The organism is Microbacterium nymphoidis, from assembly GCF_021044885.1.
Lineage (GTDB): Bacteria > Actinomycetota > Actinomycetes > Actinomycetales > Microbacteriaceae > Microbacterium > Microbacterium nymphoidis.
The window spans coordinates 408,129-424,979 of record NZ_JAJNOD010000001.1 but is presented as its reverse complement, the minus strand read 5'-3'; the positions used below and the strand labels follow the sequence as shown (position 1 = coordinate 424,979).

Below are 16,851 nucleotides of genomic sequence, written 5' to 3'. Positions count from 1 at the left end.
CCCACATCAGCTCGACCTCCCGGAGCCTGCTTGTCGCGATCTCTGTGCTTCCCCCCGCATCCGTTCGCCTCTGGGCCTCCGCGCATCTTCCCGCGGCCCTCCGTCTCCCTGGGCCTCAGCGGCCCGCAGACTTCCGTGAGGCGCGCCATCCCGCCGTGTCTCGCTCGACGCGGCCCGTGAGCGTCCAGAGCCCGAGAAGTGCCTCCGCGTCGGCAACGGAGATCGTGGCGCGGGCGGCCAACTCCTCCGTGCTTCGCGCAACGCGCGTGGACAGCACCGCTTCCAGGCGGGCGGCTTCGGGCAGCTCCACCGACAGGTGGTCGAGGGGCGGCGACGCGGCTGCGCCGGGGAGTAGTTCGACCACATCGTCGGCACCCGTGATGCAGACGGCGTCGTACTCGCGGAGCAGTCGATGACAGCCGGAGGACGCGGCGGAGGTGACCGGACCGGGAACAGCGCCCAGGGGTCTGCCCAGGGCGGCCGCGTGACCGGCGGTGTTGAGCGAGCCGCTACGCCACCCGGCCTCGACCACCAGGGTCGCATCCGTCATCGCGGCGATGAGGCGGTTGCGCGCGAGAAATCGCCACTTCGTGGGCTCGCTGCCGAGGGGGACCTCGCTCACAACGGCTCCTGCGCGGGAGATGTCCGCAATCAAGGCGGCGTGACCGGCCGGATACACGCGATCCGCTCCCCCGGCCAGCACCGCGACCGTCGTTCCGTCACAGGCGAGAGTGGCGCGGTGCGCCGCGCCATCGATACCGTAGGCGGCTCCGGAGACGATCGCGATCCCCCGAGCCGCGAGCTCGCCCGCGATCTCCGCCGTGATGTGCTCGCCGTAGCCCGTCGCGGCGCGTGCCCCCACGATGGCGACCAGAGGCGCGGTGGCGAGTGCGTCGGTGTCACCGCGCACCCAGAGCAGCACCGGTCGCGACTCCTGAAGGTCGTCAAGACCGACCGGCCACTCGGGGTCCCCGGGAAGAAGGAGCGTCGCTCCGCACCGGCGCGCGCGCACCCATTGACGATCGACGTCGACGCCGGTGAGCCGCGGGGACCATCGGGCAGCGGCCTTCCGCCATCGTGCCGCTTCGCCCGCGGGAGCCTCCGCTGTCAGCGCCGCAGCTCCCCGTCTCACCAGCGACCATGCTTCCCGCGCACCGTGCCGGTCGATGAGCACGCCGGCATCGGCGTCCCCGGGTTCGATGATCTGGCTCCAGGAGACCCGGGCGTGAGCCTCGTCCGGCGGGTGCTGCCGGGTCTGGTTCTTCGTCGTCGCGGGACCTTCGTTCATCGCTGGGGCGGCCGACATGGCCGAGCCCCTCGAATCCCCGGAATCATCCGCCTTCCGCTGCGTCACAGGCCCACTCCCCTCTTCAACGCAAGCGCACGACCCACGTCTTCCAGTTCGGGTTCATGCGCGCCACGGAGATCGACGAGCGTCCAGGCCAGCCGCAGCACGCGGTCATACCCGCGCAGAGTGAGGGCGCCGCGCCGCAGCGCCTGATCCAGCGGAGCGGAGACTGCGGAGCCAAGACGCCGGGGACCGGTGCGCAGCCAGGGCCCCGCCACCTCCGCGTTGGTCTGCCACGGCGTGTCGGACAATCGCCGCCGTGCCCGCTCGCGAGCTTCCAGAACTCTGTCTCGGGCCTGCGCGGTTGTCACCCGCTCTCCCCCCGAGGCCACCGTCACGCGCGTGACAGGCAGTTCGATGTCGACCCGATCCAGCAGTGGGCCGGACAGCCGGGTCAGGTACCGGCGAACCGCAACCGGCGGGCAAGTGCACTCCGCGCCGCGCACACCGTAGTTGCCGCAGGGGCACGGATTGGTGGCGAGGATCAGCTGGAACCGCGCCGGGTAGGACGCGGTGGTTCCCGTCCGGTGGATCGTGATCGTCCCCGACTCCAGGGGCTGGCGCAGGGCGTCCAGCGCAGACGATGCGAACTCTGCCGCCTCGTCCAGGAAGAGCACGCCATGCGCGGCCCGGGCGATGGCTCCGGGACGGATCACCCCAGAGCCTCCGCCGACCAGTGACGGGATGGTCGCCGAATGATGCGGCGCCTCGAAAGGGGCGCGGCGCGGCAGGTGCAGAACCGACTCCCCGCACAGCGATCGCACGGATGCCACGTCGAGCGCCCGGTCTTCGTCTAGGTCCGGCAGCAACCCGGGCAGGCGCGCCGCGAGCATCGTCTTTCCGGCGCCGGGTGGACCGCTGAGGAGCATGTGGTGACCGCCGGCCGCCGCCACGATCAGAGCATCAACCGCGCTGCGCTGTCCCACAACGTCAGCCAGGTCGAGCCGGTCGGCCGGCTCGTCCGCGACGACCGAAGGTGTGGGCAGCGGCTCTTCCTCCCGCGGATCGATCAGAGCGCCATGGGCGCGCGCGACATCGGTCAGGTTCACCGCGGCGACAACGTCAGCTCCCGAGACCAGCTCGGCTTCTGCCCGGCAGGCCGCGGGCACGACGACCCGCTGCTTTCCGGCGCGTACCGCTGCGTGCACGGCAGGCAACACCCCGGGCAACGGTCGCAGGCGACCGTCCAGCCCGAGTTCCCCCACATGCGCCGTACGCGCCAGCGAGCCGGCATCCAGCGGAAGCTCGGTCGCCAGCGCGGTGATCGCCACCGCGACGTCGAAGCCCGCACCTCGCTTGGGCAGGCTGGCCGGCGAGAGGTTCACGGTGATTCTCCGGCGGGGAAGGGGAAGTCCCTGGTTCGCACAGGCGTTCTGCACCCGCCGCGCCGCCTCGCCCAGCGCTTTGTCCGGCAGTCCGATGAGATCGAACCCCGGCGTGTGAGCCGACAGATCCGCCTCCACCTCCACCATCGCGCCGTCGATGCCGTTCAACGCCACCGCCCAGGTCCGCGCCACACTCATCAGACATCCTCCAGGTGGGCGAGCGCCGCTGTGGCCGGGTCCTCCCCCGTGATACCGATCACGTCCACACGCAGCGTCCGGCCGCGGGCATGGTCTGGATGTCGTCGCATCCAGGCGAACGCGAGTCGCCACACCTGTCGGAGTTTGCGCGCATCGACGGCCGCCAGCGGGTCGCCGTAGTCGGTGGTGCGCCGTGCCTTCACCTCGACGACGACGAGGGCTCTTCCGCGCACCGCAACGATGTCGAGCTCCCCGGACGCGGTCCGCCAGTTGCGGTCGACGATCTCGAATCCTTGCGCCATCAGGTGCGCGCACGCGCGATCCTCGCCTGCTCGTCCTCGTTCATCCTTCGCTGCCATCCCCCGAGCATGGGGGCAGAGCGGACGTGCCGGACCGGCGGTCCCGTGACGCCGAATCGATCACACCGCCGACAGGTTTGGGGAGGAACGAAAGCTCGGTCCTCGTCGCCACCGACGAGCTCACAGAGACGTCGTCCCGCGCGCGCATCGGGGCCCGGGATCGGCCGATCGATCACGCTCGGCCCAGCCTCGCCGAGTGGGCGGACACGCGGGAGCTCCCTGCCCCCCATCGTCGATGAATCAATTGCGAGCGGATGGCTCGTCGGTCAGGGGGCGCTCAGCGCCATGAAATGGTGCAGCACTGCCTCCGGGATGTCGGTGGCGATGAACCGGGCGAACTGCCCCATCGGCATCGACGCGACGAGCGCGAGGTCGGCGGGCGGCTCGGCCGCCGGATCCGCTCCCATGGCACCGCGCAGTGCCGGACCGACGACCGGATGCGTGAACCACTCGCCCACTGTCGATGCAAGCGTCAGGGGCAGAACCACCGGTGCATCGCCCTCCAGCAAGACCTCCACCGAATCCACGATGTCCATCGACGAGCGACCGAGCTCGATCCGGTATCTCCCGGGGTCGACCCGGTACTCACTCGCCGCCTCGTCCCAGTACGCGAGCGTGCGCCGCTCCACCTCGATCTCGATCTCGATCGTCTCGCCCGGATCGAGCTCGACCTTGGCGAAGCCCGCGAGCGCGCGCAGCGGCCGACGGACGCGCGGTTCGATCTGACCGGCGTAGAGCTGGACGACCTCGGCGCCCCGGCAGGCGCCTGTGTTCGTGACCCGTACCCGCGCCCGGACGGCGTCCGTGCCCACCGACCGCGACTGCACCAGCGCGCTGGCGAAGCGGGTGTACGACAGACCGTGCCCGAACGGATAGCGGACGACGCGTCCGGTGGAGACGTGATGCCGATAGCCCACGAAGATACTCTCGCCGTACAGCGCGGTGCCCGACTCTCCGGGGAAGGACAGCGCGCTCGGGGTATCGCGCAGGTCCAGCGGGATCGTCTCGGCCAGCCGTCCCGAAGGGTTCACGGTGCCCGAGAGCACGTCGGCGACCGCGCCCCCGACCGCCTGACCCCCCGCCCAGGCCTCGACGATCGCGTCCACATCGTCGTGCCAGGGCTCGAGATCGACCACGCCCCCGTTCATCAGGACGACGACGGTTCTCGGAGCGATCGCGGCGACGGCACGGATGAGCGCCACCTGGTCAGCGGGCAGGCTGAGATCCGTGCGATCTCGTCCCTCGGTCTGATCAGACTCGTAGAGACCGGCAAACACGACCGCGACGTCCGCGGTCCCGGCCAACGCAGCGGCCTCCTCGCGGTGCGCAAGCGCATCACCGCCAGGACCGTACCCGATCGCGAAGTCCACACCCTCGAAGACGCTGCGGAGCTGCTCGAGCGGATCGTCCACGCACGTGGGAGTGACGTGGGAGCTACCTCCGCCCTGGAACTGCGGCGCGACGGCGAGGTGCCCGAACACGGCGATCCGCGACGTCGCGGCGAGCGGGAGCACGGCATGTTCGTTGCGCAGCAGCACGACCGACTCTCCGGCGGCGCGGCGAGCCAGCGCATGGTGCGCCGCGTGGTCGACGCCCGTGACGGCAGTCGGTGCGGTGCGATCCGCGAGCGCCGCCAGCCGGGAGACCGAACGGTCGAGCGCGGCCTCATCCAGCTGCCCGATGCGCACCGCGTCGAGCAGCGCCTGCGCGCCGGTGTCGCCCGAGGCCGGCATCTCCAGATCCAGCCCGGCGCGGAGCGCATCGACGCGATCCTTCACTGCGCCCCAGTCGGAGACGACCAGACCGGTGAAGCCCCACTCGTCGCGCAGCAGTTCCGTCAGCAGCCAGCGGTTCTCCGATGCGAACACCCCGTTCACCGCGTTGTAGGCACTCATCACCGTCGCCGGCTGCGCCTCCCGAACGATGCGCTCGAAGGCTGGGAGATAGATCTCACGCAGCGCCCGCGCATCCACGCGCGCGTCCACGCGCATACGGTCGGTTTCCTGGCTGTTCACGGCGAAGTGCTTAAGGGATGCCCCGACGCCCGTGCTCTGAAGCCCCTGCACCCAGGCGCTGCCGAGCACGCCGGTGAGCAGCGGGTCTTCGGAGAAATACTCGAAACCTCGTCCGCCGAGCGGCGAGCGCTTGATGTTCACTCCAGGACCCAGCACGACGTCGACACCGACCTCCCGCGCTTCCCGGCCGATGGCCTCGCCGACCTCGTGCACCAGCTCCGCGTTCCAGCTCGATCCGAGTGCGACTGCGGGCGGGAAGCAGGTGGCGGGTCGGCTGTCGTTCACCCCGAGGTGATCGGTCGCACCGTCCTGGTAGCGCAGGCCGTGCGGGCCGTCGACAAGAGTCAGCGCGCGCACGCCCTCTCCCTCGGCCGTCCGCCAGAAGCTGGCGCCACCGAGCAGTCGGGCCTTGGCCAGCACCCGCTGGTCGCGCTCGCGCTCGGCGCGGAGACCATCCAGCGCCGCGCCGGTCAGCTCGTCCTCCGCCGCCTGCGAGAAGGGCTCGCTCCAGCGGTGCTCACCGCTTCCCACCTCGGACGTGAAACCCGACGGCAGCGAGACCGAGGCTGTCACACCTTCGGGAATGCTGGCCACGACCTGCAGCGTCCCGTCTTCCACGCTCCAGCCCACGGCGATGCGCCCGTGGCGGGACTCGAATGCCGTCTCCGCCGACACCACCCCGGTGGCCGGGGGCCGGGGAGCGATACGCACCCGGGCGTACCCGGGAGCTGCCGGTGCGAGACCCGCCACGACCCGATGCAACCATGTCGCGACGGCGCCGAAGGCATAGTGGTTGAAGCTCGTCATCTCGCCCGGGTTGATCGTGCCGTCGGGGAGCATCGAATCCCACCGCTCCCACATCGTGGTCGCGCCCATCGTGACGGGATACAGCCAGGAGGGGCACCGTTCCTGCAGCAACAGCCGGTACGCCGTCTCCAGCTGCCCCGTGTCGGACAATGCGGTGAGGATGAAGGGCGTGCCTGCGAAGCCGGTGGTGATCACGTAGCCGGCATCGGCGACGAGCGCCGAGAGCCTGGCACCGGCGGCGGCCCGCTCGGCATCGTCGAGGAGCCCGAACACGATGGCGAGCGCGTAGACGGTGGGAGCGTCACTGTGGATCCGCCCGCTGCGCACCCAGTGAGTGGTGAAGCCGCCTCGGATCCGCGCAGCCAGGGCGTCGAATTCCGCGGCGTCGGCATCCTGACCGAGCACACGGGCAGCATCGCGGGCGATCACGATCGACCGGTAGACGCACGCCGTGGCGACCACGGCAGGGTCGGCCTTCGCCTGGTGCGGCGCGTCCGGGGGCGCGGTGGGATCCAGCCAGTCACCCAGCTGGAAGCCGCCCTCCAGCAGGTTTCGTTCAGACAGGGCCGCCTCCGTACGACGCACATGAGCGGTCATCGACGAGTACTGCTCCGACAGCACACGGAGGTCACCATAGGCCTCGTACATGGCCCAGGGAACCCAGCAGGCGGCGTCATTCCAGAGCGCGATCACGAGGCTGGCCCCCATCACAGCGGCCAGCGCACCGGTGTTCTCGTATTTGAGGTTGTCCGGCACGACGACCGGGATGCGCCCGTCCGCTGCTCGCTGCTCGGCGGCGAGGTCACGCAGCCAGTCGGCGAGAAAGGCCTCCGCATCGTAGAGATACACCGCGGTCTCGGCGAACGCGGCGAGATCCCCGGTCCACCCCAGACGCTCGTCGCGCTGCGGGCAGTCCGTCGGCACGTCGACGAAGTTGCCGCGCATGCCCCACACGACGTTCTCGTGCAGACGGTTGAGCAGCGGATGAGAGCTGCGGAACGTGCCCGTACGCGTGAGGTCCGATCCGATCACGACGGCGCGCACGGCGCCGGCGAGCTCCTCATCCTCGCCCGGCCACCCCGCGACCTCGACGTAGCGGAACCCATGGAAGGTCAGGGTCGGCTCGAAGACGTCGTCTCCCCCGGAGAGCACGAACTCGTCGGTCGCGCGTGCGCGCCGCAGTGGCCGTGTGCCGAGCTCGGCCTCGTCGAGTACTTCGGCGTGACGCACCGTGATCACCCGACCCGCATCTCCACGCGTGGTGAGCCGCGTCCACCCGACGAGGTTCTGCCCGAAGTCCACGAGCAGCGCGCCCGACGGAGAACGCCAGACCCGGACCGGTTCGAGCTCCTCCTGGCGGCGCACCGGCGGGGACTGATACGGAGTGAGACGGGTGTGATCGAACGGGATCACGCGCACAGCGGCCTCGCCGTCGACCGGCGCCGGCACGAACCTGGCCTCGTCGTCGATCCTGCGGTCGATCCGCTGACCGTCGTAGAGATCATCCGCGACCGTCGAGGTGGCCACGGACGTCCAGCGCTCATCGGTTCCCACCGTCTGGACGTGCCCGTCGGCGAAGGTGATCCTCAGTTCCAGGAGCGCGGCACGCTCGGAGCCGTACACCGCGCTGTTGCCCTCCCACCCGAGATGACCCGAGTACCAGCCGGCCCCGATGACGGCCTCGATGACCGCACGAGATCCGCGCGATGCCGTCAGCGCCTCTGTCGCATCCCAGGTGGCGTAGCGCAGTCGCCATTCGTAGCTCGTCCATCCGGGCGTGAGGAGATCGGCGGACACGAGGATGCCGTTCACCCGGACCTCGCACACACCGAGCGCCGTGGCATGCACCTCCGCGTGCGCGATCGGGCCATGGTTCTCGTCGAGACCGAAGACCCTGCGCAGCGCCGGTGCACCGTCGACCGGGTGGTCCGGGGTGATCATCTGGGCAGTGAGTGGTGTGGTCATGCTGTCCTTCTTCATCGCCGCCGGCTGGTCGCGGACGGACACGTGAGTGCTGACCGATCCACGAGACGATCGATCCGGCCTTCTCCCTCACCGTCACCCTGTGTCGCCCAGCGCATTAGTACTGACCGATCCACGAGACGATCCGGTGAACGCCGTCGCGCGCTCCCGGGGTCTCCGGCTGGGCGAGGTAGCCATGGAACGTGCCCGGCACGGTCTCGTGGCGGACGTCGACTCCGGCGTCCGCCAGAGCGGCAGCGAACACCGTTGACGAGGCCCGCAGTTCGTCCGCCTCCGCGTCCACGATGAAGGTCGGTGGCATGCGGTCGAGCGGGCCGAGCCCAGGAAAGGCCACGGGATCGTCGTGATGGCGAACGCCCGCCCAGTTGAGGTTGAGCATGCTCACCATGCGCGGCGTGAACCGAAACGGCGGCGGGGTTCGCTCCAGCGCGGCACGCACATCGTCCGGCAGCGGCGGCAGCTGGAAGTGCACGAGCGGGTAGGCCACCACCAGGGTCGCGGGCAGGTCCTCACCTGCGGCGATCAGTCGCTTCGCGACTCCGGCAGCGAGGTTCGCCCCGGCACTGGCACCGCCGAGGTGCAGGTGCTCCGGCGCGGTTCCGAGCCTGGACGACGCGTTCGCGCGCACCCAGCGCCACGCGGTGAGAACGTCGTCCGAGAGCACAGGGAAGGAGACTCGCCCGCGCACCTTGCGATAGTCGACCGAGGCGACGGCGATCCCCCGTGCCGCGATGGACATCGCGACCCAGTGCGCCTCCGGGGAGTCGAGCGTCCCGAACATCCATGCGCCGCCGTGCACCCAGACGAAGCCGGCGCTCGGTGTCTGTCCCTCGCGACAATACAGACGCACCGGTACCGGCCCGTGCGGCCCGGGCAGGGAGACATCCTCGACGCTCACGGAGCCGAGTTCGGGCTCGCGCGCCACGATCTCGGCGGTGCTCGTCCGATCCTCTCGCACGAGTCGCGCCGCGCTGCGCAGAAGTGCCCGCGCACGGAGCGCATTCAGCGCGGTCGGCCGGTATGGCGCCCGCATCTGACTCATTTCACCCTCCGGATCGGGAAGACGAGGAGCGCGGCGATCACGACGATGACGATCGCCACGATCCACAGGGCTGCGTAGCCGCCGGTGACCGCGACGACGACACCCGCGAGCAGGGGCCCGAGCGCCTGGCCCAGGTTGCCGCCGAGCGTGCTCACGCCGAGATCCCGAGCGGCGGCGTCCTTCTCCGGCAGCAGGTCGATGAACATCGCCTGATCGACAGTCAGGAACGTGCCGACGCCGAGGCCGGCCACCACCCCCTGGATGATCAGCGCCGGAAGCGTGGGGCTCAGCAGAGGGATGAACATGGAGCCGGCGATGAGGAACGTGGAGCCGATCACGAAAGGCTTGCGGCGACCCACCTTGTCGGACCACCAGCCCGCGACCAGCAGAGCGATCACAGTTCCGGGGATACCCACGAGCGCAAGAACGGGCGCGATTTGGGCCGCTTCTTGCGCTGAGAGCCCCGGACGGATGTAGCTCTGGAGCATGTACACCCCAAACGCACCGGACACACCACCGCCGAACAGCAACGCGACCTTGGCGATCCAGAGCCAGCGGAAGTCCCGATCGCGCAGTGCGACCGTGAACGAGGCGAGGAAGGCCGTGACGGACATGGGCGCGCGCTGCAGATCGCGAGAAGAACGGTCCCGAGCCATCAGGACGAACAGCACGGTGAAGACGATCACCGCGAGGGCGAAGGGGAAGTAGACGTCGAGGCCCATCACCGCGAACAAGGCGCCCGCCACGATGGAGCCGATCGCGCCGCCGATGAGAGTCGCGAAGCCCGATAGCGCAGACATGGTGCCGAGCCGGCCGGCGGGCACGCGATCGGCCACGGTCGCGTTCAGGGGCCCGGACGCGAGGTTGAGTCCCAGCTGCGCCAGCGAGTACGTGAGGAGCAGGATTCCGATCGTCGGCGAGAATCGCATCGCGATGAGAAGCGCCGCACCGATCACGGCACCGGCCACGATCCACGGGGCCCGACGGCCCCACCGCGAGCGGGTGCGATCGGAGAGGATCCCGGCGATCGGCTGGATCAGCATCGTGAGTATCGAGGACACGACGGCGATCGCGGACAGGCTGAGAGCGCGCGCGGCCTCGAACTCGGCCAGCAGCGCGAGCTGACGTTCCTGATCTTCGGTGGGCGTGGTGCTGCCGGCGTCGACCGCATACTTGAGTTCGGTGAGCGCCTGCAGATCGATTCCCGAGTCTGCCCCCGTGAAGAACTGTGCGAACTCGATCTGCTGCACGTGCAGTGGCAGCAGGATGCCGCCGACGGCACCCCAGATGGCAGCGATCGACAGCCCCGCCAGTACGTAGCTCAGGCGGTAACGACGAAACGCCGGTCCCCGCACATAGCGGACCGAGGTGCCGGGCCCATCGGCGGGCGGGCTGTCGGGGACGAGCGTCGGGTCGGCATTGACCATGGTGTCTCCAGGGCGTCGTGCGAGCTCCTGCGGCTCGGCTGAGACGACAGTAACAGAAAACCACCCACGTGGGTGGTTTTCTTTCGCCCCGTCCGCGTCGGGCATCGGCGGCTGGGGTAGCCTCGATGCGTGACCACTGATCCGGCTCCCGCGCCGCGGCGCTATGCGAAGGGCGAAGCCCGCCGGACGGCGATCCTGGAGGCCGCGCTCGAGGTGTTCGCGACCGCGGGCTATCGCAACGGCGGACTGCGCGAGGTCGCCGCGAAAGCGGGGCTGACGCACGCCGGCGTTCGCCACTACTTCCCGACCAAGCTCGAACTGCTGCACGCGGTGCTCGGCTGGCGCGACGAGGAGGCGATCCGCCGGATGTCCTCGCTCGATGACCCCATCGGGGTACTGCGGCAGTGGATCGACGCCGCGCGATACAACCAGAGCGCCCCGCGAATGGTGGAACTCCAGGTGGCCCTCGCCGCGGAGGCGACGTCAGCTGAACATCCGCTGCACGACTACCTGCGCGAGCGGTACGAGTTCGCGGTCGGGTTCCTGAGCGGCACGTTCGCAGCCCTTGCCGCTCGCGGTGAGCTCGCCGACGATGTTGACCCCGAATCCGCAGCCCGAGGCCTGATCGCGCTCACCGACGGAGTACAGACGCAGTGGCTCCTCGATCGCGACCACGTCGACATGGTGGCACTGGTGAGCTCCGGTATCCAGCGTCTCGTGACGGTCGAGATCTGACCCCGGATCGCCGCGGCGTTCACTCCCCGCCCGCGGCTCGCGTCACTGGTCCCCGTCGAGCGAGAGATCTGCCGGGAGCTGGAAGTCGCTGCTGGACAGCTCCTCGATGTTCACATCCTTGAAGGTGAGCACCCGCACCGACTTGACGAAGCGATCTGCGCGGTAGATGTCCCACACCCAGACGTCTTTCATCGTGAGCTCGAAGTAGAAATCATGCTCGGAGTCGCGTCGCTCCAGCTGGACGTCGTTGGCGAGGTAGAAGCGACGCTCGGTCTCGATCACGTACGTGAACTGGCGCACCACGTCGCGGTACTCGCGGAAGAGCGCCAGTTCGAGCTCGCGGTCGTAGTCGTCGAAAGCATCCTCATCCATATTGCCTCCATCCTATGCCGGGACAGCGGGCGGTGAGTGCGGCGCCGGGCACGATCAGAACAGCGTGTTCCCGCTGAACGACCATGATGCACGGTGGTGCACGGAGATGCCGTGCGCCTCGATCGCCTCGCGGTGGGCCTGGCTCGCATAACCCTTGTTGTGGTCCCACCCGTACACCGGGGTGTCGATGTGAAGACGCTCCATCAGCGCATCCCGCTCGACCTTGGCGATCACCGATGCCGCCGATGCCGACGCACAGTCGCGGTCCCCCTTGATCACCGGCCGGACGCGGTAGCCCCAGCCTCCGGCTGGCGAGATGTAGTCGTGGTTGCCGTCGAGGATCACGATCCCCTCGGCAGGGTCGAGATCCAGCGCGGCAAGCCCGTCGATCGCGCGGATGGCGGCGAGCCCCAGCGCACGCATGATGCCCACCTGGTCGATCTCCTGCGCCGATGCCCAGCCGAGCGCGCTCGCGCCGACCCAGGACGCCGCACGCTCGGCGACGTCGGCGCGCTTCTTCTCCACGATCAGCTTCGAGTCCCGCAGCCCCTCGGGGATGGGCTCGGACAGCCGAGACGCATCAAAGAAGGCGGCACCGACCGTCACGGGACCGGCAAGCGCGCCGCGCCCCACTTCATCGCACGCGATGACCCAGCGATGATCGCGAAGCAGTTCGCGCTCAAGATCGAGCGTGGGCAGGATCGGACTCATCCCGCCGTAGCCGCCGGGCTCGGGTCGATCACCGGCTCATCACCGGAGTCGCTGTCGGGCACCCCGGCGAACGAGTCACCCGTCGTCCCCAGCCCGCCGAAGCGATCGAACGGCCAGGTTCGCAGGAAGGCGCGGCCGACGACGTCCTCGCTGGGCACGAAGCCCTTGGCCGGCTGGTCCTGGTTGTACCGGGAGTCCCGCGAGCGATCCCGGTTGTCACCCATGACCCAGAACGAGTCGGCGGGAACGGTGACGTCGAACGGCACGACACTGGGCATCTTCTGGCCCGGCGCCAGCTTCACGTAGGCGGACTCCTCGAGAGGCACGCCGTTGACCTCGATCTGATCCAGCGCATTGCAGCACACCACGTGGTCGCCCGGCAGCCCGATGATGCGCTTGATGAGGTGATCCGAGCTGTCGGGGGCGGCCAGGCCCACGAGCGAGAGCATCCACTCGACACCGTCGACGAACGCGCTCTTGGACGGCGCCGGTGACTGCCCCTCCAGCCACCCACCCGGGTCGCGGAAGACGATGATGTCACCGCGCTGATAGTCCGTGAAACGCGGGGTCAGCTCGTCCACGAGAATCCGGTCCTGCACCTGCAGGGTGTTCTCCATCGAGCCCGAGGGGATGTAGAAGGAGCGCACCACGAAGGTCTTCACGAGGAACGACACCAGCAGGGCGATGAGCACGATCACGACGACGTCGCGGAGGAACACCCCCCAGCCACGCGAGCGGCTCTCAGCGTCATCGCGACGGGCACGCCGAGCGTCTCGGCGGGTGAGCGGGGCTGACGGCTCGGCAGTTGACATGACATCCTTCGTGGCGCGAGCAAGAATCCGCGCACCGGATCAATCGTTCCACACTCCGCGGTGTGGTCCCGGCGATTCGCGTGGCGGCGCGCCTGTGAAGGCCCTGATGCCGGTGCATGCGACACAAAGAACGGCACCCCGGACCGGAGTCGCGGGGTGCCGTCGGAGTGGCGCGATTCAGCTCTCGCGCTTCTCCTTGATCTTCGCCTTCTTGCCACGCAGGTTGCGCAGGTAGTACAGCTTCGCGCGACGCACGTCACCACGGGTGACGACCTCGATGTGGTCGATCACCGGCGAGTGCACCGGGAAGGTGCGCTCGACGCCCACCTGGAAGCTGATCTTGCGGACCGTGAAGGTCTCGCGAACGCCATCGCCCTGGCGACCCAGGACGACGCCCTGGAACACCTGGATACGAGAGCGCGAGCCCTCGACGATGTTCACGTGCACCTTGACGGTGTCACCGGGGAAGAAAGCCGGAATGTCGGAGCGCAGCGAGGCTGCGTCGACGGAGTCGAGGATCTGCATGATCTTCACTTCCTGCGCCCGCCACAGGTCAGCCGCATAAGAATGGGTAGCAATTGCTTTTTCGTGCGCCTTGCAGCCGGTACTCCCCTGTGGCGGAGTGTTCGCGTGGGCGCACCGAAGCGCGCGTGATCACGGCACAAGCGTCAATTATCGCATGTCGCCGAACGCGACGCCAAATGCTGCGCTGTCAGGAGTGTGCGGGATGCCCCGGACGCGACTCCTCGACGATCACGATGTCCTCAACACCAACCGAGCCGGCACCGCCGGGACGTACCCGATCGAACGTCTCCCGGATGAGCAGAGGGGCGCGCGCCGTCTTCGTGGTGGTCCACAACTGCCAGAGGCACAGCCACAGCACGCCGACCGCGGCGAGGATCGCCAGCACCAGGTTGAGGGCAAACAAGGGCTCGGCGTAGAAGCCCACGCCGATGGTGAGCAAATGCCAGATACCGAAGCCCGCGACGTCCCACCATGACAGCGCCCGCTGGGCACGCACACCGGGACGCGAGCGTACCAGCAGCATGAGGACGAGCTCGCTGACGAAAACGGCCGGCGCGAATATCAGGAGCACCGGCAGCAGCGCGAAACCGTTCTGGTTGAAGATGGCCCAGCCGATCAGCAGCCAGACGGGCAGGACGAAGGCCGCCGGAAGCAACCAGCTGTACATCGCGCGACGGATCACCATCTGGTCATGCTAGCCCCGTTCCCTCCGGTGTGGGGCTGGAATCCGAACGGCGTTCAGCACTCCCCCTGCCGATATGCGGAAGAATGAGAGCAACATCGAAGGGAAATCATGATCGAGCTGCGCACGCCCACCGAGATCGAGCAGATGCGTCCGGCAGGACGCTTCGTGGCGGAGGTGCTGGCGACGCTGCGCGACGAGACGAAGGTGGGCACCAATCTGCTCACCCTCGACCGTCACGCCCACGACATGATCCGCAAGGCCGGCGCCGAGTCCTGCTACATCGATTACGCCCCGTCTTTCGGCTCCGGCCCGTTCGGCAAGGTGATCTGCACGTCTATCAACGACGCCGTCCTCCACGGTGTCCCCTTCGACTACACGCTGCGCGACGGCGACCTCGTCTCGCTCGACTTCGCGGCCTCCGTCGACGGCTGGGTCGCCGACTCGGCCGTCTCGTTCGTGGTGGGGACCGCGCGCGATGAGGACCTCCGGCTGATCGACACCACGCAGCGCGCGCTCGCCGCCGCGATCGCCACCGCGACCACCGACAAGCGGATCGGCGACATCTCGGCCGCCATCGCGGAGATCTGCCACGCGGAGGGCTACTCGATCAACACCGACTTCGGTGGACACGGCGTGGGCCGCACGATGCACGGCGACCCGCACATCGCCAACAACGGCAAGGCCGGTCGCGGCTACCCGCTGCGCGATGGACTGGTCGTCGCCATCGAGCCCTGGCTGCTGGCCACCACCGACGAGCTCGTCACCGATGCCGACGGCTGGACCCTCAAGTCGGCCGACGGTTCACGCGGTGCGCACAGTGAGCACACCGTCGCGATCACCGCGGACGGCCCGATCGTCCTGACCGACCGCACCTTCCTCGGCGTCGACTGACCCGCCACGCTCCGCCATGGAGGCCTTCGACCCCGCTCTGCTGCCGGAATTCGAGGAGCAGGACAACGAAGAGATCGAGCACGACGGCCTGGCCCGGCCGCCCCTGCGCGGGCGGACATCGCCGCCGCAGGGCCTGAGAGACATCGACTGGACCTCGCTGGAAGACGCCTACGGTGCCGCGACGGAGACGCCGCTGTATCTGGAGGCGATCACCAGCGACGATCCCGGCGATGTCGCCTACGGCGCGCACGGTCTGTATGCGGCGACGACGCACCAGGGGTCGGTCTTCTCCGCGTCGGAGGCGGCGATCCCCTTCCTCGTCGAGCTGGTCGAACGCGACAACGCCACCGCGATGGCGTTCCTCGCCCGCATCGCCGTCGGTGAGACCCACTTCGTCAGGTCGCCGCGGGACATCGATGCGCGTACGGAGTACGCCGGAGCCGTGGCAGCGCATGAGGGGGCCATTCGGGCCTATGCCGACCGCACGGACGACCCGGAGGCCTGGCGCTTGCTCGCATTGCTGGGCGTGCTGCCGGGCGATGTCGCCATTGACCTGGACACGAATGATCCGGCGCTGCTCGCCGACCGGCTGGTGCTGGCTGGATTCCTGGCCGCATCGGACGACAGCTCCGACCGTCGGGCAGAGACCGATCGTGCCCGCGACCTCGTCCGGACATCTGCATCGCTGCTCGTGCGCTTGGCTGCAGCCGGCACGCTGGCCTTTGCCGGCGCGCACGATGACCACGCGCGACACGTGCTGGCACACCTCGCGGACTCGGAGGAGTACGTTTCGACGACCTGGATCACCGCCGTCGGCCCGTTCGCCGAAGCGGCGTGGCTGTTCTCCGCTGGAGACGACGAACTCACGCGGGCCGACGTGCCGCCATCACTGCGCGTCGCCGGCGTCGAGGAACGCCTCCGCCGCGCCTTGCCCGCCGGCTACGACGAGGATTCTCCGATCCCCGCCCGTGCGGTGTCCTCCGAGCTCCGGGCGATCCTCGCCCACGCCGTCGCTGCATCACCCGACCTGTTCGCCGGCGGCTCGCCCGATCTGATCAGCCGGGGACTGCCCGCGACCCGTCACGCGGTCGAACGCCTCGCCGGGCTTCGCAATGACGTTCTGTCAGAGGCCCCGGGCGCGAGTACTCTCGCTGAACTCATCGAGTCGGACCTCCGCGCTGGCGTCGCGCGTCCTGTCACGCTCGACGCCATCGTCGCGGCGGGTGCGTGGCCCGTTCTGGAAGCGGTGCTCTCCGGCAGCACCACGGTGAGCGAGCACACGACGCTCGACCCGCGTCTGCCGCGCTCGGTCGCGGACGACCCGATGCTGGTGACGCTCGTCCTGCTGCTCGGCGAAGCGCTCTCCCGCACCGATCTCGGGACTGCGGTGACCGCCCTCGACGACGCGCTCGCCAGCTCGGACCCGCCCGGCGTTCGAACGGCGGCGTGCCTCCTGGCGGTCGCGCTCGCTGGCCGGTTCGAGGATCGATTCGTTCCCCTCGTGCGCAGCTTTCACCGGTACCCGGAGTACTCACCGGCGCCCGTCCCGGTGTTGCGACGTGTCCGGGACCTCCTGCCGCCCCACCTCGCCGAGCAGGTCATACTCCCGAGCTGAC

Annotated in this window: 14 protein-coding genes; 3 read left to right on the top strand and 11 right to left on the bottom strand. The window is 69.1% G+C overall.

Translation table 11 applies throughout. The features are described 5' to 3' along the window. Nucleotides 1-115: 115 nt before the first annotated feature. The 6 genes from dprA to LQ566_RS02030 all read right to left on the bottom strand — a co-directional run bounded on the left by dprA (nucleotide 116) and on the right by LQ566_RS02030 (nucleotide 10,504). On the bottom strand, nucleotides 116-1,306 hold the full coding sequence (gene dprA, locus LQ566_RS02055; protein ID WP_231089898.1) for a DNA-processing protein DprA: 1,191 nt from the start codon (nucleotides 1,304-1,306) through the stop codon (nucleotides 116-118). 44 nt (nucleotides 1,307-1,350) lie between these two features. After that, nucleotides 1,351-2,871 carry a YifB family Mg chelatase-like AAA ATPase gene (locus tag LQ566_RS02050; protein ID WP_231089897.1) on the bottom strand — a complete coding sequence of 507 codons (1,521 nt, stop codon included), beginning with the start codon at nucleotides 2,869-2,871 and terminating at the stop codon, nucleotides 1,351-1,353. After that, nucleotides 2,871-3,230 carry a YraN family protein gene (locus LQ566_RS02045; protein ID WP_231089896.1) on the bottom strand — a complete coding sequence of 120 codons (360 nt, stop codon included), beginning with the start codon at nucleotides 3,228-3,230 and terminating at the stop codon, nucleotides 2,871-2,873. Before LQ566_RS02045 ends, LQ566_RS02050 begins: the two co-directional genes overlap by 1 nt. 266 nt (nucleotides 3,231-3,496) lie before the next feature. Further along, the gene (locus LQ566_RS02040) at nucleotides 3,497-8,017 is read right to left on the bottom strand and encodes a family 78 glycoside hydrolase catalytic domain (RefSeq protein WP_231089895.1); all 4,521 of its coding nucleotides are present in this window, start codon (nucleotides 8,015-8,017) and stop codon (nucleotides 3,497-3,499) included. A gap of 115 nt (nucleotides 8,018-8,132) precedes the next feature. Further along, on the bottom strand, nucleotides 8,133-9,077 hold the full coding sequence (locus LQ566_RS02035) for an alpha/beta hydrolase (protein ID WP_231089894.1): 945 nt from the start codon (nucleotides 9,075-9,077) through the stop codon (nucleotides 8,133-8,135). Further along, entirely contained in the window at nucleotides 9,074-10,504 is a 1,431-nt protein-coding gene (locus LQ566_RS02030; protein ID WP_231089893.1) for an MFS transporter, read from the bottom strand. Before LQ566_RS02030 ends, LQ566_RS02035 begins: the two co-directional genes overlap by 4 nt. A gap of 129 nt (nucleotides 10,505-10,633) precedes the next feature. Between LQ566_RS02030 and LQ566_RS02025 the strand changes: the two genes are divergently transcribed. After that, a complete protein-coding gene (locus LQ566_RS02025) occupies nucleotides 10,634-11,239 on the top strand; it encodes a TetR/AcrR family transcriptional regulator (protein WP_231089892.1) in 606 nt (201 codons plus the stop codon). Between the two features lie 42 nt (nucleotides 11,240-11,281). Here the strand turns inward: LQ566_RS02025 and LQ566_RS02020 are convergent, their stop codons facing one another. From LQ566_RS02020 to LQ566_RS02000, 5 genes are all read right to left on the bottom strand, one after another. Beyond that, nucleotides 11,282-11,611 carry a DUF2469 domain-containing protein gene (locus tag LQ566_RS02020; RefSeq protein WP_231089891.1) on the bottom strand — a complete coding sequence of 110 codons (330 nt, stop codon included), beginning with the start codon at nucleotides 11,609-11,611 and terminating at the stop codon, nucleotides 11,282-11,284. A gap of 54 nt (nucleotides 11,612-11,665) precedes the next feature. Then, nucleotides 11,666-12,322 carry a ribonuclease HII gene (gene rnhB, locus LQ566_RS02015; RefSeq protein WP_231089890.1) on the bottom strand — a complete coding sequence of 219 codons (657 nt, stop codon included), beginning with the start codon at nucleotides 12,320-12,322 and terminating at the stop codon, nucleotides 11,666-11,668. Then, on the bottom strand, nucleotides 12,319-13,134 hold the full coding sequence (gene lepB / locus LQ566_RS02010) for a signal peptidase I (protein ID WP_231089889.1): 816 nt from the start codon (nucleotides 13,132-13,134) through the stop codon (nucleotides 12,319-12,321). Before lepB ends, rnhB begins: the two co-directional genes overlap by 4 nt. 177 nt (nucleotides 13,135-13,311) lie before the next feature. Further along, the gene (gene rplS, locus LQ566_RS02005) at nucleotides 13,312-13,659 is read right to left on the bottom strand and encodes a 50S ribosomal protein L19 (protein WP_231089888.1); all 348 of its coding nucleotides are present in this window, start codon (nucleotides 13,657-13,659) and stop codon (nucleotides 13,312-13,314) included. 187 nt (nucleotides 13,660-13,846) lie between these two features. Continuing rightward, nucleotides 13,847-14,344 (bottom strand): MFS transporter permease, encoded by a 498-nt coding sequence (locus LQ566_RS02000; RefSeq protein WP_231089887.1) that lies wholly within the window; start codon nucleotides 14,342-14,344, stop codon nucleotides 13,847-13,849. A gap of 108 nt (nucleotides 14,345-14,452) precedes the next feature. Here LQ566_RS02000 and map point away from each other — a divergent pair, with 108 nt between their 5' ends. Both map and LQ566_RS01990 read left to right on the top strand, forming a co-directional pair. Then, the gene (gene map / locus LQ566_RS01995) at nucleotides 14,453-15,235 is read left to right on the top strand and encodes a type I methionyl aminopeptidase (RefSeq protein WP_231089886.1); all 783 of its coding nucleotides are present in this window, start codon (nucleotides 14,453-14,455) and stop codon (nucleotides 15,233-15,235) included. Nucleotides 15,236-15,251: 16 nt separating this feature from the next. After that, nucleotides 15,252-16,850: a hypothetical protein gene (locus tag LQ566_RS01990; protein ID WP_231089885.1), complete on the top strand. Its 1,599-nt coding sequence runs from the start codon at nucleotides 15,252-15,254 to the stop codon at nucleotides 16,848-16,850. Nucleotide 16,851: the final 1 nt, after the last annotated feature.

Excerpts from the sequence above, each read along its gene's own strand:
- LQ566_RS02035 (WP_231089894.1), bottom strand. The coding sequence starts at position 9,077 with ATGAGTCAGATGCGGGCGCCATACCGGCCGACCGCGCTGAATGCGCTC.
- LQ566_RS02050 (WP_231089897.1), bottom strand. The coding sequence starts at position 2,871 with ATGAGTGTGGCGCGGACCTGGGCGGTGGCGTTGAACGGCATCGACGGC.
- LQ566_RS02045 (WP_231089896.1), bottom strand. The coding sequence starts at position 3,230 with ATGGCAGCGAAGGATGAACGAGGACGAGCAGGCGAGGATCGCGCGTGC.
- rplS (WP_231089888.1), bottom strand. The coding sequence starts at position 13,659 with ATGCAGATCCTCGACTCCGTCGACGCAGCCTCGCTGCGCTCCGACATT.
- map (WP_231089886.1), top strand. The coding sequence starts at position 14,453 with ATGATCGAGCTGCGCACGCCCACCGAGATCGAGCAGATGCGTCCGGCA.
- lepB (WP_231089889.1), bottom strand. The coding sequence starts at position 13,134 with ATGTCAACTGCCGAGCCGTCAGCCCCGCTCACCCGCCGAGACGCTCGG.
- LQ566_RS01990 (WP_231089885.1), top strand. The coding sequence starts at position 15,252 with ATGGAGGCCTTCGACCCCGCTCTGCTGCCGGAATTCGAGGAGCAGGAC.
- LQ566_RS02040 (WP_231089895.1), bottom strand. The coding sequence starts at position 8,017 with ATGACCACACCACTCACTGCCCAGATGATCACCCCGGACCACCCGGTC.
- LQ566_RS02000 (WP_231089887.1), bottom strand. The coding sequence starts at position 14,344 with ATGGTGATCCGTCGCGCGATGTACAGCTGGTTGCTTCCGGCGGCCTTC.
- LQ566_RS02030 (WP_231089893.1), bottom strand. The coding sequence starts at position 10,504 with ATGGTCAATGCCGACCCGACGCTCGTCCCCGACAGCCCGCCCGCCGAT.
- LQ566_RS02020 (WP_231089891.1), bottom strand. The coding sequence starts at position 11,611 with ATGGATGAGGATGCTTTCGACGACTACGACCGCGAGCTCGAACTGGCG.
- dprA (WP_231089898.1), bottom strand. The coding sequence starts at position 1,306 with ATGTCGGCCGCCCCAGCGATGAACGAAGGTCCCGCGACGACGAAGAAC.
- rnhB (WP_231089890.1), bottom strand. The coding sequence starts at position 12,322 with ATGAGTCCGATCCTGCCCACGCTCGATCTTGAGCGCGAACTGCTTCGC.